Source organism: Archangium primigenium, assembly GCF_016904885.1.
GTDB classification, from domain to species: Bacteria; Myxococcota; Myxococcia; order Myxococcales; family Myxococcaceae; genus Cystobacter; species Cystobacter primigenius.
Genome location: NZ_JADWYI010000001.1, coordinates 3380174 through 3397037, shown reverse-complemented (window position 1 = coordinate 3397037; position 16864 = coordinate 3380174). Strand labels below are relative to the sequence as shown.

General features: G+C 71.0%; 11 protein-coding genes (1 of these 11 only partly in view). 4 read left to right on the top strand and 7 right to left on the bottom strand.

What is annotated here, in order from left to right; translation table 11 throughout:
• The first annotated feature begins 71 nt into the window (after window positions 1-71).
• Window positions 72-1346 carry a chymotrypsin family serine protease gene (locus tag I3V78_RS14215; RefSeq protein WP_204488132.1) on the top strand — a complete coding sequence of 425 codons (1275 nt, stop codon included), beginning with the start codon at window positions 72-74 and terminating at the stop codon, window positions 1344-1346.
• A 72-nt stretch (window positions 1347-1418) separates the two neighbouring features.
• On the top strand, window positions 1419-1841 hold the full coding sequence (locus I3V78_RS14210; protein WP_204488130.1) for a VOC family protein: 423 nt from the start codon (window positions 1419-1421) through the stop codon (window positions 1839-1841).
• 25 nt (window positions 1842-1866) lie between these two features.
• Here the strand turns inward: I3V78_RS14210 and I3V78_RS14205 are convergent, their stop codons facing one another.
• The 7 genes from I3V78_RS14205 to I3V78_RS14175 all read right to left on the bottom strand — a co-directional run bounded on the left by I3V78_RS14205 (window position 1867) and on the right by I3V78_RS14175 (window position 10573).
• Complete coding sequence (locus tag I3V78_RS14205) at window positions 1867-3705, bottom strand: HAMP domain-containing sensor histidine kinase (protein WP_204488128.1); 1839 nt, start codon at window positions 3703-3705, stop codon at window positions 1867-1869.
• Window positions 3702-4862, bottom strand: coding sequence for a sensor protein KdpD (locus I3V78_RS14200; protein ID WP_204488126.1), 1161 nt, complete (start codon window positions 4860-4862; stop codon window positions 3702-3704). The genes I3V78_RS14205 and I3V78_RS14200 overlap by 4 nt, the downstream gene beginning before the upstream one ends.
• 28 nt (window positions 4863-4890) lie before the next feature.
• Window positions 4891-5484, bottom strand: coding sequence for a potassium-transporting ATPase subunit KdpC (gene kdpC / locus I3V78_RS14195; protein WP_204488124.1), 594 nt, complete (start codon window positions 5482-5484; stop codon window positions 4891-4893).
• 13 nt (window positions 5485-5497) lie between these two features.
• Window positions 5498-7558: a potassium-transporting ATPase subunit KdpB gene (gene kdpB / locus I3V78_RS14190; RefSeq protein WP_204488122.1), complete on the bottom strand. Its 2061-nt coding sequence runs from the start codon at window positions 7556-7558 to the stop codon at window positions 5498-5500.
• A 3-nt stretch (window positions 7559-7561) separates the two neighbouring features.
• Window positions 7562-9280 carry a potassium-transporting ATPase subunit KdpA gene (kdpA, locus tag I3V78_RS14185; protein WP_204488120.1) on the bottom strand — a complete coding sequence of 573 codons (1719 nt, stop codon included), beginning with the start codon at window positions 9278-9280 and terminating at the stop codon, window positions 7562-7564.
• 7 nt (window positions 9281-9287) lie between these two features.
• Window positions 9288-9377, bottom strand: a complete 90-nt coding sequence (gene kdpF / locus I3V78_RS39890) for a K(+)-transporting ATPase subunit F (RefSeq protein WP_204488117.1) — start codon at window positions 9375-9377, stop codon at window positions 9288-9290.
• 104 nt (window positions 9378-9481) lie between these two features.
• Window positions 9482-10573: an outer membrane beta-barrel protein gene (locus tag I3V78_RS14175; RefSeq protein WP_204488115.1), complete on the bottom strand. Its 1092-nt coding sequence runs from the start codon at window positions 10571-10573 to the stop codon at window positions 9482-9484.
• Between the two features lie 340 nt (window positions 10574-10913).
• Between I3V78_RS14175 and I3V78_RS14170 the strand changes: the two genes are divergently transcribed.
• Complete coding sequence (locus I3V78_RS14170) at window positions 10914-12293, top strand: cytochrome P450 (RefSeq protein WP_204488113.1); 1380 nt, start codon at window positions 10914-10916, stop codon at window positions 12291-12293.
• 145 nt (window positions 12294-12438) lie between these two features.
• Window positions 12439-16864, top strand: partial view of a non-ribosomal peptide synthase/polyketide synthase gene (locus tag I3V78_RS14165; RefSeq protein ID WP_204488111.1) — the beginning only. It continues 14915 nt past the right edge of the window; only the first 4426 of its 19341 coding nucleotides appear in the window; it begins with the start codon at window positions 12439-12441; the stop codon falls past the right edge of the window.

The following is a 16864-nucleotide window of genomic DNA, read 5'->3' as shown; positions in this document are numbered from 1 at the left end:
TCGTTTTACCTGTTTGCGCCTGGGTATCACCAGGACAGGGCCACGGTCTCGAGCCAAGGAAGGCGGAATCCATGAACGCATGGCTGAATCGGACGTCTCGCGGGGTGTTGCTCCTGGCCGCGCTGAGCGCGGTGGGGTGTGGGGGCACGGTGGACTCGGGCCCGCGCGGCGGGGCGCGGACGCTCACGATCGACGAGGAGTTCTCCCAACTGGCGCGCGAGGTCCCGGGCTTCGGCGGGTACTACTACGACGGCGCGGGGGCGCTGAACGTGGTGCTGACCCAGCCCACGCGCCAGCTCGACACGATGAAGGCCCTGCTCTCCGCGCGGGGGGTCCGGGGCAGTGACACGCTGGTCGCCCGGCAGGGCCGCTACGACTTCGGGGACCTGAACCAGTGGCGGAGCCGGCTGGAGGCCGAGTCCATCTCCGGCCTCGTCTTCACCGACGTGGACGAGGTGAACAACCGCATCACCCTCGGCCTGACCCGGCCGGATCGCGAGGCGGTGGCGCCGCTCCTCGCCCGGCTGCTGATTCCCGCCGACGCGGTGGACCTGGAGCAGGCCGAGGCGAACGAGGAGCACCAGACGGCCTACACCTATGTGCATCAGCACAACCGTCCGCTCGCGGGCGGTCAGCAGATCAAGCGCGCCTCCAACGGCTACCTCTACTTCTGCACGCTCGGCTTCAACGTGCGGCGCGAGGGCAAGTCGGGCTTCTTCACCAACACCCACTGCACCAACGAGGGCTACGTGCACTCCCAGGGCTCCTCCCGCGTCGGCGTGACGGTGGAGGATCCGGCCTTCTGGAGCAACGACAGCCAGGTCTACGACGGCGTGACCTACACGTGCTCGGACAGCAGTGTGTGCCGGTTCAGTGACGCGGCGTACGTGGAGTACGACGCCAACGTGCAGTCCTCGGTGAAGCACGGCTACATCTACCGGACCGAGGTGGAGAACGCGTACACCGGCGGCGCGCCCTCGGGCATCGCCCCGCTCAAGATCGACGAGGCCCAGCCGTTCTTCCGCATCGTGGGCAAGGCGTACCACGTCGCCGTCGGCGAGAAGATCAACAAGGTGGGCCAGCGGACCGGGTGGACGTCCGGGCTCGTCACCAAGAGCTGCGTGACCACCATCAACGGCAGCACCCGGCTGTTCTGCCAGATGAAGGGCGGCGGCGCCGGGTATGACGGCGACAGTGGCTCGCCCGTCTTCCGTCGGGTGGCGGACTCCGAGCAGGACGTGGAACTGGTGGGTCTCTACTGGGGCTCGGCCATGAGCCCCATCGGCAGCATCGAGCAGGACTTCGGTCCGCTGGATGTCGTCGCGGATCCCGACTCCACGCCCTGAGCGGCACGGTAGGCTGCGCCCTCCCATATCGGCCCGCGCTCCCAGGGGCGCGGGCCTCGAGAGGAGCCCGACATGCAGCAGCAGATCTCCGTCATCACGCTGGGCGTCACCGAACTCAGCCGCTCGCGGCGCTTCTACGTCGAGGGGTTTGGCTGGACGCCCGTGTTCGAGAACCCCGAGGTCCACTTCTACCAGATGAACGGCCTGGTGCTCGGCACCTTCCAGAAGGACGCGCTGGAGGCGGACATGAACCGGACCGGCCTCCTGCGACCGGGCGCCTTCGCCCTGGCCCACAACGTCCCGCGCCAGGAGGACGTCACGCCCCTGCTGGAGCGGTTGGTCCGCGCCGGAGGCACGCTGCTGCGCCCGGCGGATGCCCCCGCGCATGGCGGGTTCCGGGGCTATGTCGCCGATCCGGACGAGCACGCGTGGGAGATCGCCTGGAATCCCGCCTGGACCATCGACGCGCAGGGCCACGTGACGTTCCGCCTGTGAGCGCGGAGCCCGCCCGCCCCGGCCCTCAGCCTGGCCGGGCGGCGGCCTGGGGGAGCGTGAACCAGAAGGTGCTCCCCTGGCCGGGCTGACTCGTCAGCCCCATCTCCCCACCGTGCGCCTGGACGATCTCCTGGGCGATCGACAACCCCAGCCCCGCGCCGCCCGTGTTCTCCCCGGGCACCCGGTAGAACTTCTCGAAGATGCGCGACTGGTGCTCCGGCGCGATGCCCACGCCCGTGTCCGCGACCTCGAAGCGCACCCGCTCGCCCTCGGCCCTGGCGCGCACCACCACGTCGCCTCCCGGCCCCGTGTGCCGCACGGCGTTGGCCACCAGGTTGGACAACACGAGCTGCAAACGCTCCGGGTCCGCCGCCACCTCCACCCCGTCGGGCGCGGGCTCCGCCATCAGCCGCACGTTGCCCGTGTCCGCCGCCGCCCGGTGCGGGGCGAGCGCGTCCTCCAGGACGCTCTCCGTGGACACCCGCCGCACTTCCAGGACGATCCTCCCCGCTTGCAGCTTGGACAGGTCCAGCAGGTCGTCCACGATGCCCTGCAAGCGCTCGCAATCCTCGCGCGCCGCGAAGAGCAGGTCCGCCTGCTTCTCGGAGATGGGGCCCGCCACTTCCTCGGCGCACAGGTGGATGGCCATGCGCAACGAGGTGAGCGGCGTGCGGAACTCGTGCGCCACCGTGGCCACCAGGTCGTTCTTCAGCTCGTCGAAGCGCCGCAGCCGTGTCACGTCCTGCAAGAGCACCGTCGCCCCCGCGACCCCGCCCGCCTCGCCGTACACCGGACTGCCGCGCGGCAGGAGCCACCGGTCTCCGTCCGGGCCTTCCACCCGCACCGCCTCCTCGTAACCGCGCGGCAGGTAGGGCCCCTTGCCGCCCAGCACGTGCGCGCGGACCCGCTCCAGCACCGAGCGCCCCTCCGGCGTCACCTGCCCCAGCGACCCTCCGGCGCCCTCCAGGGACAGCCGCAGGACCTCCTCCGCGGAGCGGTTGACGTTGAGCACACCGCCATCCACGCCGAACACCACCACGGGGTCGGGCAGGCTGTCGATGGCGGCCTGGGAGGCGGCCTGGGCCTGGAGCAGCTCGCCCAGGGAGCTGCGCCGGTACTGCCGCAGCGCCTCCGCCATGGAGTTGAAGTCCCGGGCGAGCCCGGCGATCTCGTCCCGTCCCTCCACCACCGCGCGGGTGTCCAGGTCGCCCCGTCCCAGCCGCTGCACCGCCTGCGAGAGCACGGCCACCGGACGCAGGGCCCGGTGGGTGAGGGAGGCCGAGGCGAGCAGGCCCCCCACCAGGGCCACCACCACGGCCGTCACCATGAGCGTGTTCACCCGCCGGCTCTGCCGCTGCAGGGCGTCGCTCTTGCGCACCATGGCGTCCTGGTTGAGGGCGAGGATGGCCTGGGTGGCCGCCTTGGCGGTCCGGAACGCGGGGGACAGGGTCTCGAAGTACGCCCCGCGCCGCGCGTCCGCCGCGCCGAGCCCGACGAAGGCGTCGTAGTCGGCGCGGTAGCGGATCCACGCCCGCCGCAGTTCCTGGGTGGCCTCGGTCTCGCCGGGCTCGGTGATGTTGCCCTCCTGGAGCCGCAGCTCCAGTTCCAGTGGCTGGAAGTGCGCGTCGGCTTGCTCCACGCCCCGCCGCTGCTCGCCCGAGACGATGAAGAGCGCGGCGCTGTCCAGGCGCTCCAGGTGCTCGATGATGCGCTGCATGGCCAGCACGCTGCGGTAGTTGTCCGCGAGGATGTCCTGCCCCGCGCGCCCCACCCGGTCGAGCGTGTTGACCGCCAGCAGGCCCACCACCAGGAGCGCGAGCGCCAGGGGCACCTGGGCCAGCAGCAGTTTGTCGCGCAGGTTCATGGTCGGCGCTCCTCGGGCGGCGCCTCGAAGGACACCACGTGGATGTCGAAGCCCTCGCCCTCGCGCAAGAGCCGCACGTCCGAGGCGCGTCCCACCAGCCGCTTCCACCAGGGCTGCCGCGAGCGGCCCACCATGACATGGCCCACCCCGTGCGAGCGCGCGAAGTTCAGCAGTGCCTCCACGGGATCCGTCCCCTTGAGCCGGACCACCTCCGCGCCCAGCTCCCGGGCCAGCTCGATGTTGGCCAGCAGGTGGCGCTGCGCCTCCGAGTCGATGAGGTGCGGGGCCTCCCCCGGGGTCTCCACGTAGACGACGAACCAATCGGTGTTGAGTCGGCCCGCCATGCGCGAGCCCCGGCGCAAGAGCGTGGCCGCGTGCGGGGGGTTGCTGGAGAGCGCCACCATCACCCGGCCCCAACCGCCCCCCTTCGGCTGCGGCTCCTCGCCCGGGCGCGCCCGGGTGCCCGTGGAGCGGTCCAGGCTCTCGGCCACCTCGCGCAGCGCCAGCTCGCGCAACGAGGACAGGTTCTCCTGCGTGAAGAAGCCCTCCAGGGCTCGCGGCACCTTGTCCGGCGCGTAGATCTTCCCCGCCTTGAGCCGCTCGTGCAGGTCCTCCACCGTCAGGTCCAGGTTGACCACCTGGTCCGCGTTCTTGAGGAAGCTGTCGGGCAGCGTCTCGCGCACGCGGATGCCGGTGGCGCGCTCGATGATGTCGTTGAGGCTCTCCAGGTGCTGCACGTTGAAGGCGCCAATGACGTTGATGCCCGCGGCGAGCAGCGCCTCCACGTCCTGGTAGCGCTTGCGGTGGCGGCACAGGGGCACGTTGGTGTGGGCCAGCTCGTCCACCACGGCCACCTGGGGCTTGCGCGCCAGCACCGCGTCCAGGCCCATCTCCTCCACGGCCACGTCCCGGTAGGTGAAGACCTCGCGCGGCACCTCCTCCAGCCCCGCGACGAGCGCGGCCGTCTCGGCGCGGCCGTGGGTCTCGATGAAGCCGAGTACCACGTCCACCCCACGCGTGCGCAGGGCATGCGCCTCTTCCAGCATGCGGTACGTCTTGCCCACGCCGGCGGCGAAGCCGATGTACAGCTTCAGCCGACCCCGTCGGCCCCGCTCCACCAGCTCGAGGAAGTCCTCCGCCCGGCGCCGTGCGTTCATCGCCTCAACCTACCCCGCGGGCCGTGGCTCATGGCAGCGGATGAAGACGGCCGAAGCGCCGGTCCAAGGCCAGGTTCAGCTGGAGCACGTTCACCCGGGGCTCGCCGAGCACGCCGAGGGTGCGGCCTTCGATGCTGGCGTCCACCAGGGCGAGCACGCGCTCCGGCGTCACGCCCCGGGCCCGGGCGATCCGGGCCACCTGCCAGTGCGCGGAGGCCGGCGACAGGTGCGGATCCAACCCCGAGCCGGAGGTGGTGACGAGCTCGGCGGGCACGGGACCGGGTGCCTCGGGGTTCTCCCGGCGCAGGCGCTCGGCGTCCGCCTCGGCCCGGTCCTTCAGCGCGCGGGAGGTGGGGCCCAGGTTGCTGCCTCCAGAGGCGGTGGCGTCATGGCCCGCGTCGGCGGCGGACGGACGCGGCTGGAAGTAGCCCGCCTGGACGAAGCCCTGGCTCAACAAGGCGCTGCCCACGACCTGGCCCCGTTCGTCGGTGACGAGCGAGCCGTCGGCCTCATGGGGGAAGACGAGCCGCGCGGCGCCGGTCACGGCCAGGGGGTAGACGAGGCCGGTGAGCGCCAGGGTGACGAGCGCGACGCGCAGGGCGATGAGGAGGGGGGAGAACATGAGGAGATTCCTTTCAGGCCAGGCCCAGGGAGGTGAGCACCACGTCGATGGCCTTGATGCCGAGGAAGGGAACGAGGACGCCGCCCCCGCCGTAGAGCAGCAGGCTGCGCCGCAGGAGCGCCGCCGCGCCCAGGGGCCGGTAGCGCACGCCGCGCAGGGCCAGCGGGATGAGGGCGATGATGATGAGCGCGTTGAAGATGACGGCGGCGAGGATGGCGCTGTAGGGCGAGGACAGGCCCATGACGTTCAACGGCGCGATCCGCGGAAACACGCCCATGAAGAGCGCGGGGAGGATGGCGAAGTACTTGGCCACGTCGTTGGCGATGGAGAAGGTGGTGAGGGTGCCGCGCGTCATGAGCAGCTGCTTGCCCACCTCCACCACCTCCAGGAGCTTGGTGGGGTTGGAGTCCAGGTCCACCATGTTGCCGGCCTCCTTGGCCGCCTGGGTGCCGGTGTTCATCGCCACGCCCACGTCCGCCTGGGCGAGCGCCGGCGCGTCATTGGTGCCATCCCCCGTCATCGCCACCAGCTTGCCCTTGGCCTGCTCGGCGCGGATGAGCGCGAGCTTGGCCTCCGGCGTGGCCTCGGCGAGGAAGTCATCCACGCCCGCCTCCCGGGCGATGGCGCCCGCGGTGCGCGGGTTGTCCCCGGTGATCATCACCGTGCGGATGCCCATGGCCCGAAAGCGCGCGAAGCGCTCCTGGATGCCGCCCTTCACCACGTCCTTGAGGTGGATGAGGCCCAGCGCGCGCGCCCCCTCCGCCACCGCCAGCGGCGTGCTCCCCTGGTCGCTGATGCGCGCCGCCACTTCCCGCAGCTCGGAAGGGACCTCGCCCCCCTGGGCCTTCACGTGCTGGATGACGGCATCCACCGCGCCCTTGCGGATGCTCCGGGGCCCGGGGTCCACGAGATCGCACCCGCTCATGCGCGTCTGCGCGGTGAAGGGCACGAAGGTGGCCTGGTGCGCCTGGAGTTCGCGCGGGCGCAGGCGGTAGGTGTCCTTCACCAGCACGACGATGGAGCGGCCCTCGGGCGTCTCGTCCGAGAGGCTCGCGAGCTGCGCGGCCTCGGCCAGCTCCTCCATGCGCACGCCCGGCAGGGGCACCAGCTCCGTGGCCATGCGGTTGCCCAGGGTGATGGTGCCCGTCTTGTCGAGCAGCAGCGTGTCCACGTCTCCCGCCGCCTCCACCGCGCGGCCGCTCATGGCGAGCACGTTCTTGCGCAGCAGCCGGTCCATGCCGGCGATGCCGATGGCCGACAGCAGGCCCCCGATCGTGGTCGGGATGAGGCACACCAGCAGCGCCACCACCGCCGTGCCCGACAGCCGCACGCCCGAGTAGAGCGCCAGGGGCACCAGCGTCACGCACGCCAGCAGGAAGACGAGGGTGAGGCCCACCAGGAGGATGTGCAGGGCCACCTCGTTGGGCGTCTTCTGGCGCGCCGCGCCCTCCACCAGGCCGATCATCCGGTCCAGGAAGGACTCGCCGGGGTCCGCGGTGATGCGCACGACGATGCGGTCGGAGAGCACCTTGGTGCCCCCGGTGACGGAGGAGCGGTCCCCGCCGGACTCGCGGATGACGGGAGCGGACTCGCCGGTGATGGCGGACTCGTCCACGCTGGCGATGCCCTCCACCACCTCGCCATCTCCGGGGATGAGGTCGCCGGCCTCGCACACCACGCGGTCATCCTTGCGCAGGTGGGGGGCCGCGACCCGCTCCTCCACGCCGTCCACCAGACGCCGGGCCAGGGTGTCCTTGCGCATCTTGCGCAGGGCGCCCGCCTGGGCCTTGCCACGGCCCTCAGCCACCGCCTCGGCGAAGTTGGCGAAGAGCACGGTGAACCACAGCCACAGCGTCACCGCCACGGTGAACCACAACGGCGTCGCCGTCGGCCCGGGCGAGACCAGGTCCTTCACCACCAGCACCGAGGTGAGCAGACTGCCGGCCCACACCACGAACATCACGGGATTGCGCGCCACGTCCCGGGGGCGCAGCTTGCGCAGGCTGTCCAGCGCGGCCTGCTTGAGCAGCGTCGGCTCCAACAGCGAGGCGGGCTTCGACGAGGAGGGGGCCATGACTCAGAACACCTTTCCGGCCTGGCCGAGGTAGTGCTCGACGAGGGGACCGAGGGAGAGGGCGGGAAAGAAGGTGAGCGCGCCGACGATGAGCACCACGCTCACCAGCAGCCCGGCGAAGAGCGCGCCCTCCGTGGGGAAGGTGCCGGGGCCCGGGGCCACCGTCTTCTTGCCCACCATGGCGCCGGCGAGGGCCAGCACGGGGACGATCATCAGGAAGCGCCCGGCGAGCATGGCCAGGCCCAGGGTGATGTTCCAGAAAGGGGTGTTGGCGTTGAGCCCCGCGAAGGCACTGCCGTTGTTGCCCGTGCCGCTCGTGTACGCGTAGAGGATCTCCGACAGGCCGTGCGGCCCCGCGTTGTGGAGCGAGGACACGCCCGCGGGCAGCACCGCCGCCACGGCGGCCAGCCCGAGGATGAGCAGCGGGAAGATGAGCACGTACAGCATGGCGAGCTTCATCTCCTTCGCCTCGATCTTCTTGCCGAGGTACTCGGGCGTACGGCCCACCATGAGGCCGGCGATGAACACGGCGAGCACGCCCATGACGAGGATGCCGTAGAGCCCCGCGCCCACACCGCCGAAGATGACCTCCCCCAACTGGATGTTCAGCAGGGGCACGAGTCCCCCAAGCGCGGTGAAGCTGTCGTGCATGGCGTTGACCGCGCCGCAGGACGCCGCCGTGGTGACGGTGGCGAACAAGGCCGAGGCGGCGACGCCGAAGCGGACCTCCTTGCCCTCCAGGTTGCCCTCGGACACCACCCGCGCGGCGGCCAGGGCCGGGTTGGCCTGGGACTCGGCGGCGTAGGCGGCGGTCACGCCCGCGAAGAAGAGCACGCTCATGGCCGCGAAGAGGACCCAGCCCTGCTTCGTGTCCCGCGCCATCTTCCCGTAGGTGGACGTGAGCGCCGCGGGGAGGGCGAAGATGGAGAGCATCTGCACCAGGTTGGTGAGCGGCGTGGGGTTCTCGAAGGGGTGGGCGCTGTTGGCGTTGAAGAATCCCCCGCCATTGGTGCCCAGCATCTTGATGGCCTCCTGCGAGGCCACCGGCCCCAGGGCCACCGTCTGCTTCATCCCCTCCCGCGTGGTCAGCTCGAGCGAGGGCGCGAGGGTCTGCGGCACGCCCTGGGACACCAGGAAGAGCGCATAGACGACGCACAGGGGCAGCAGCACGTAGAGCAGGCCGCGCACGAGGTCGACCCAGAAGTCACCGAGGGTCTTCTGCCCCTCGGGCCCGGGACGCCGCGTGAGGCCGCGCGCGAGCGCCAACGCCACACCCATGCCCACCGCGGCGGAGACGAAGTTCTGCCACGTCAGCCCCACCATCTGCGTGAGGTGGCTCAAGGTGGACTCGCCCGCGTAGGACTGCCAGTTGGTGTTGGTGGTGAAGCTGACGGCCGTGTTGAAGGCGAGCGCCGGCTCCACCGCGGGCAGGTGTTGGGGGTTGAGCGGCAGGACGTGCTGCAGCCGCTGCACCCCGTAGAGCAGCAGCACGCTCACGAGGCTGAAGGCCAGCAGGGACAGGGCGTATCGCACCCACGTCTGCTCCCGCCGGGCGTCCACGCCACAGAGCTTCAAGAGCAGGCGCTCCACGGGCCCGAGCACCCGGGGCAGGGGCCGCACGGGCCCCTCGAAGACCTGGAAGAGGTAGGCGCCCAACGGCTTCGTCACCGCGAGCACGAGCCCGAAGAAGAGGAGGATCTGCAACCAACCGACGAGGGTCATGGCGGGCCTAGAAGCGCTCGGGCCGGAGGAGCGCGTAGACGAGGTAGAGGGCGAGCAGCACCGCGAGCACGGCGCCGGCGACGTATTCGAAGGTCACGAGGGGGCTGCCTTTCAGAGGCGCTCACAGCCGTGGGTGTAGGCCCACGCGAGCGCGAAGAAACCGACGGTCACGAGCACGAGGAGGAGATCCATGGACGGCTCCTAGAAGGAGGCGGTGGCACCGGCCACCACCAGGGTCTGCGTGGGAACGGGGAGCGGCGTGCCCTCCGCGCTCGTCCGGAAGCTCCCGAAGACGTTCGCGGTGGAGCGGTCATGCCGCGCCTCCAGCTTCAGGACGAGGGGCTCGGCGGGCGTCAGCTCCAGGGTGGCGGTGCCCTCCACCAGCCGCTGGGCCGTGCCACTGATGACGCCGTCCCGGTCGTCGAAGAGCTCGGCGCGCGCGGCCACCGCCACCGCCCGCGCCAGTTGCACGCGGGCATTGAGGCCGGCCGCGGACCAGAAGGCCGTGGGCCGCGCCCGACGCCGCTGGGTGGCCACGTCGGCGGTGGCCGCGAGCGAGAAGGCCTCCGTCACCCTCCAGGTGGCCACCCCGTCCGCGAACAGGCGCCAGCCCGCGTCGTCCCCCGTGCCCTCCTCGCCCACGAAGGTGTTGAAGGAGGCCGAGAGCCGCTCACCCGCGTAGGCCACCTGCGTGCCCACCGCCTTGCCGCGGTTGTTCTCCCCAATCGTCTGCCAGCCATTGAGCAGGTGGAGCTGCGCGCTCCAGGTGTCGGAGAACGTCCAGGTGCCCTTGAGACCTGTCTGGTAGTAGGGCGACAGCTCCCCCATCCACGAGCGCGTGTACGACCAGTTGCGCTGTGACTGGAAGGACTCGAGCCCGATGTGGCTCGGATACACGCCCGCCTCGAGGGACAGGGGCCCCCGCATATAGAAGAGCGAGGCCTGCTGGAGCAGGCGCCACACCTCGGGCCCGAGCGCCGTGCCCACCGGCTCCGCGGCGTGCACCACCTCCATCGCGGTGCCAATACCCAGGAAGACCCGAAAGCCCACGGGGGCGGGGTCCAGGCTCATGCCCAGACTGGCGAGGTTGAGCGAGAACGCACGGTCCCGCACGGCGGTGGTGCCCGCGCCAGGAGTGAAGTGGGCGCCATCTCTCGGCCGGTTGGCGTTGGCCGCGTAATAGACGTCGACGCCGCCCTCGACGCGCACGCGGGACACGAGTGATTCCGGCCCGGACTGGCCAAGCACCACGGACGGCAGGAGGGCGAGCAGAGAAGAAGGACTCGGGGACATGTCCCCTGTCAGAGCACCCGACGTACCAGGGTCTCTCGCGTCGGTGCCCAGGGATTCCAAGGGCTTGCGGAGGCCCTCCCCGCGTCCTGATTGCAGCTTGCACGATTCGGCTCGGGCGGGCCGTGCAGGCTGAAAGGCCCACACGCGTCGGGCTCCGATTCATGGCTGGGACCGGCAGTGGATGAAGCGCCTTTCCTCCAGAAATTCCCCGCCGGTGCGTGGACCTGGCCGTCCCCTGCCCGCGCTGGCATCCCCCGGCAACGTCCACTGCTGAACTAGCCTGCCTGGGTCGATACGTTATGCTGCGGACTTTCATCCTTCAGGAACATTCCGCTCGTTCATGAGTTCTCCGACCCCCGCATCCCTCCCCCCTGGACCCAAGGGCATCTGGTTCCTCGGTAGCGCTCTGGAGCAGCTTCGGGATCCCCTCGGGATCTTCGTGCGGGGCCGCGAGCGGTACGGCGACATCGTCCGTTACGACATGGGTCCGGGGGGCACGATGACCCTGCTCAACCACCCGGATCACGTGAAGCACGTGCTGGCGACCAATCCCCAGAACTACGTGAAGCCGCCCCAGGGCGGAGGCTTGCTGGGCAATGGCCTCTTCAGCAGCCGGGGCGAGTTCTGGAAGCGCCAGCGGCGGATGATGCAGCCGGCCTTCCACCGCGATCGCCTCGCCCCCATGGTGGAGCGGGCCGTGGCGGGCACCCGCTCCATGCTCACCCGGCTGGAGGCCCAGGCCCGCGCGGGCAAGCCCTTCGACGTCGAGCAGGAGATGACGTGGGTGCTGCGCTCCGTGGTGAGCCAGAGCGTGTTCTCGCTCGACGTCACCGAGCTGTCCCCCACCGTGCGTGACGCCTTCGAGTTCGTGATGGCGTTCGGACGGCGGAAGATCTCCCTCTGGTCCGTGCTCCCGCTGCCCCGTCTGGGCAAGCGCCGCAACACGGAGAGCATCCGCATCCTGGATGAGGCGGTGTACGAGATCGTCCGGGAGCGGATGCGCGAGCCCGGGGCCTTCCAGGATCAGCTCGCCGCGATGATCGCCGCGCGCGACAGCCAGGGCGAGCCGATGACGGACAAGCAGCTGCGGGACGAGGCGATGACGTTGCTCGTCGCCGGCCACGAGGCCACCGTGAGCGCCATGACGTGGGTGTGGTACCTGCTGGACCGGCATCCCGAGGTGCAGCAGAAGGTGCGCGAGGAGATGGCCACGGTGCTCGGCGACGCCCCGCCCACCGCCCAGACGCTTCCCCAATTGCAGTACACCAGCCAGGTCTTCGAAGAGGCGCTGCGCCTGTACCCGCCCGCGTGGGTGATGGGCCGCATCGCGAAGGAAGAAGACCAGATCGGCGGCTACACCATTCCAGCCAAGAGCACGGTGGTCCTCTCCCAGTACGTCATGCACCGCAACCCCGCCTACTGGCCGGAGCCCGAGCGGTTCGACCCGGAGCGCTTCGCCCCGGAGCGCAAGGGCAGCCAGCCGCGCTACGCCTACTTCCCCTTCGGCGGCGGGCAGCGGTTGTGTATCGGTGACAGCCTGGCGGAGATCCACGCGCTGGTCGTCATGGCCGCGGTGCTCCAGCGCTACCGGCTCGAGTTGGTGCCGGGATTCCGCGTCGAGCCCGAGGCGGGTGTCACCCTCCGGCCCGCCCAGGGTCTGCGGATGACCGCCCACCCGGTGTCCCTCCCCGCCACGGCGCGGCGAGCCGCCGGCGCCTGAACCCCGCGACAGCCCGCGCCCCGCCCCCGGCCCCCCCGAGGACGTCAGGCCACTGTCCGCGGATTCTCGACTTCCACGACTTCAAGAAATTCCAACCGAGAGCGCCGCTCCCCCGAGCCTCTCGACCCTTCTGGATGAGGCACCCATGAACTCCCCGAGCCGCGCGCCCCACCGCTCCACGCTTCTGGATCTGCTCACCCAGCGCGCCTCCGAGACGCCGGATCAGCGCCTCTACACCTTCCTGGATGACGCGGGCGCCGAAGAGGCCACGCTCACCTTCGCCGGACTGGAGCAGCGCGCCCGCCGCATCGCCGTCGCGCTCCAGCAAGTGGCCGCCCCGGGCGAGCGCGTGATGCTGCTCTACCCTCCGGGGTTGGACTACGTCACCGGTTTCTTCGGCTGCCTCTACGCCGGCCTCATCGCGGTCCCGGCCTATCCGCCGGACCCGTCGCGCCTCGGCCGCACCCTGCCCCGCCTGCAGGCCATCATCGACGACGCCCAGGCCAAGGTGGTGCTCACCACCTCCTTCATCGCCTCCATGGGCGAGTTCCTCTTCGAGCAGGCCCCCGAGCTGCGCGCCCTGCACTGGCTCGCCACGGATGAGCTCGCCGCCGGCACCGAGGACGCCTGGCGCCGTCCGGTCCTGGAGTCCGGCACGCTGGCCTTCCTCCAGTACACCTCCGGCTCCACGGGCACGCCCAAGGGCGTGATGCTCTCGCACGCCAACCTGCTCAACAACCTGGAGCTCATCTCCCACGCCTTCCAGGCGCGCGCCGACAGCGTGGGTGTCATCTGGCTGCCGCCCTACCACGACATGGGGCTCATCGGCGGCATCCTCGAGCCGCTCTACAAGGGCATGCACACCGCCCTGTTGTCCCCGCTGAGCTTCCTCAAGACGCCCCTGCGGTGGCTGGAGGCCATCTCGCGCTACGGCGGCACCATCAGCGGCGGCCCCAACTTCGCCTTCGATCTGTGCGTGCGCCGGATCTCCCCCGAGGAGCGCGCCACGCTGGACCTGCGCAGCTGGGAGGTCGCCTTCTGCGGCGCCGAGCCCATCCGCGTGGACACGCTCGACCGCTTCGTCGACGCGTTCGGTCCGTGCGGCTTCCGGCGCGAGGCCATCTACCCCTGCTACGGCCTCGCCGAGGGAACGCTCATCGCCTCCGGTGGACCCCAGGGTCGCGCGCCGCTGCAGCGCTCGCTGGATGCCGCGGCGCTCGAGCGCAACCAGGTGGCCCCGGCGCAGGAAGGCAAGCCCGCGCACCAGATGGTGAGCTGCGGCCAGTCCCTGCCCGGCCACGAGCTGCTGATCGTGGAGCCCACCTCGCGTACCCGGCACGCCGAGGGCAGCGTGGGCGAGGTCTGGCTCTCCGGCCCCAGCGTGGCCCAGGGCTACTGGCGGCGTCCCGAGGAGAGCACCCTCACCTTCCTCGCGCACACCGCGGACGGCCAGGGGCCCTTCCTGCGCACGGGCGACCTCGGCGTCTTCCAGGACGGCGAGCTGTTCATCACCGGCCGCCTCAAGGATCTCATCATCATCCGTGGCCGGAACCACTACCCCCAGGACATCGAGCTGACGGTGGAGAAGAGCCACCCGGCCCTGCGTCCCGGGTGCGTGGCCGCCTTCGCCGTGGAGCAGGCGGGTGAGGAGCGGCTGGTCGTCGTGCACGAGGTGGATCAGCGCAAGCTGCGCGAGCCCATCGAGTCGCTCGTGGCCACCGTGCGCCAGCGCGTGGCCGAGCTGCACGAGGTGCAGTTGCATGCCCTGGTGCTCATCGAGCCGGGCAGCATCTTCAAGACGTCCAGCGGCAAGATCCAGCGCCGCGCCTGCCGCACGGGCTTCGTCGAGGGCTCGCTCCAGGTGGTGCACGCCTGGAGCCTCGCGGAAGGCGCGAGCACCGCCGGACAGCCCGAGGCGCCCGTCGCCCCGGAGGATCTGACCACGCGCCAGGGCATCGAGTCCTGGATGCAGGGCTGGATCTCCGCGCGCCTGCGCGTGGCGCGCCAGGAGCTCGGCGTCACCGAGCCGCTCACCCGCTTCGGCCTGGACTCGCTGGCCTCCGTGGAGCTGTCCCACGAGGTCGAGCGGACCCTGGGCATGAAGCTGCCGCTGCAGCTGCTGTTGCAGGGGCCGACCATCGCCGAGCTGGCCAGCCACCTGTTCTCGAACCGGACCCGGGACGTCAACGCGAAGCCCTCGCGGCGCGCGCACACGGGTGAGTCGCCGCTGTCCTTCGCCCAGCAGCGCCTGTGGTTCCTCGACCAGCTCGAGCCCGGCAGCCCGCTCTACAACATTCCCGCCGCGGTGCGGCTGGAGGGCACGCTCGACGTGTCCGCCCTGGAGCGCGCCTTCGCCGAGCTCGTCCACCGGCACGAGTCCCTGCGCACCACCTTCGTGGAAGCCGGGGGCACGCCGGTCCAGAAGATCGCCCCGTCCCTGGACATCACGGTCTCCGTCGAGCGCCTCGCGCAATACCCGGCGGCCGAGCACGAAGCGCGGGTGGAACACCTCGCGCGCGAGGAGGCGCGGCGTCCCTTCGACCTCGCCCGGGGTCCGCTGCTGCGCGTGAAGCTGCTTCAGCTCGGGGAGACCCAGCACGTCCTCGTGCTGACGATGCACCACATCATCTCCGACGGCTGGTCCATGGGCGTGCTCATCCGCGAGGTGGCCGCGCTCTACCGGGCCTTCGCCTCGGGCCAGCCCGCGCCGCTGGCCGAGCTGCCCCTGCAGTACGCCGACTACGCCGCCTGGCAGCGTGAGTGGCTGTGGGGCGAGACGCTGGAATCCCAGCTCACATATTGGCGCCAGCAGCTCGCCGAGGCCCCCCAGGCGCTGGAGCTGCCCACCGACAAGGCTCGGCCCGCCGTGCAGTCGTATCGCGGCGCCAGCCAGCCCGTGCGGCTGCCCGCGGACCTGTCGCGTGCCATCAACACCCTGGCCCAGCGCGAGGGCGCCACGCCCTTCATGGTGCTGCTCGCGGCCTTCAACGCCGTGCTCTCGCGCTACTCCGGCCAGCAGGACCTCACCGTCGGCACGCCCATCGCCGGCCGCGCCCATGCCGGCACCGAGGGCCTCATCGGCTTCTTCGCCAACACGCTGGTGCTGCGCACGCGTCTGGAAGGCAATCCGTCCTTCCGCGAGCTGCTCGGCCGCGCGCGCCAGACGGCCCTCGACGCCTACGCCCACCAGGACGTCCCCTTCGAGAAGCTCGTCGAGGAGCTCAAGCCTCAGCGCGATCTCAGCCGCTCGCCGTTCTTCCAGGTGATGCTCGCCCTGCGGCAGGATCCCCTGCCCGACCTGGAACTCCCGGGCATCACCTCCACGCGTGAACTCGCGGTGGAGACCCTCACCTCGAAGTTCGACCTCACCCTCTCCCTCGTCGACTCCGAGCAGGGCTTCACGGGCTCCCTGGAGTACAACACCGACCTGTTCGAGCAGGCCACGGCCGCGCGCCTGGTGGGCCACCTCCAGGTGCTGTTGGAGGCCGCCACCGCCTCGCCCGAGTTGTCCCTGTCCGCCCTGCCCCTGCTCTCCGCTCCCGAGCGCCAGCAGGTGCTCGTCGACTGGAACGCCACCCAGGCCGACTACGCCCAGGACGCCTGCCTCCACCACCTCGTCGAGGCCCAGGTGGCGCGCACCCCCGACGCCACCGCCCTCGTCGCCGGCGACGTGCGCCTCACCTACCGCGAGCTCAACGCCCGCGCCAACCGCCTCGCCCACTACCTGCGCCGCCTCGGCGTCGGTCCCGAGGTGCGCGTCGGCGTCTGCCTCGAGCGCTCCGAGCTGCTGCCCACCGCCCTGCTCGCCATTCTCAAGGCCGGTGGCACCTACGTCCCCCTCGACCCCGCCTACCCCCGCGAGCGCCTGGCCTTCATGCTCCAGGACGCCTCCGGTGGCCTGCTCCTCACCCAGTCCCACCTGGCTGACGCCCTCGGCCTCTCCGCGTCCTCCCTGCTGCGCCTGGACACCGACGCCCACCTCTTCGCGGCCGAGCCCGACTCCAACCCTGTCTCCCCCGTCGGCGCCGACAACCTCGCCTACCTCATCTACACCTCGGGCAGCACGGGCCGTCCCAAGGGCGTGGCGCTGCAGCACCGGGGCGCCGTTGTCTTCCTGCACTGGGCCCTGGGCGTCTTCTCGCGCGAGGAGTTGGCCGGCACCCTGGCCGCTACCTCCATCTGCTTCGACCTGTCCGTCTTCGAGCTCTTCGCCCCCCTGAGCTGCGGCGGCGCCGTCGTGCTCGCCCGTGACGCCCTGCACCTGGCCGAGCTGCCCGCCGCCTCCGAGGTGACGCTCGTCAACACCGTCCCCTCCGCCATGGCTCACCTCGTGCGCCTCGGCGCGGTGCCCGCCTCTGTCCTCACCGTCAACCTCGCCGGTGAAGCGCTCTCCGGCGCCCTCGTGCGGCAGGTGTACCAGTCCACCGGCGTGCAGCGGCTCTACAACCTCTACGGGCCCTCCGAGGACACCACCTACTCCACCTTCGCCCTCATGCGCCGCGAGGAGGCCTCGCCTCCCATCGGCCGGCCCCTGGCCAACACCCAGGCCTACGTCCTGGACGCGCAGTGGC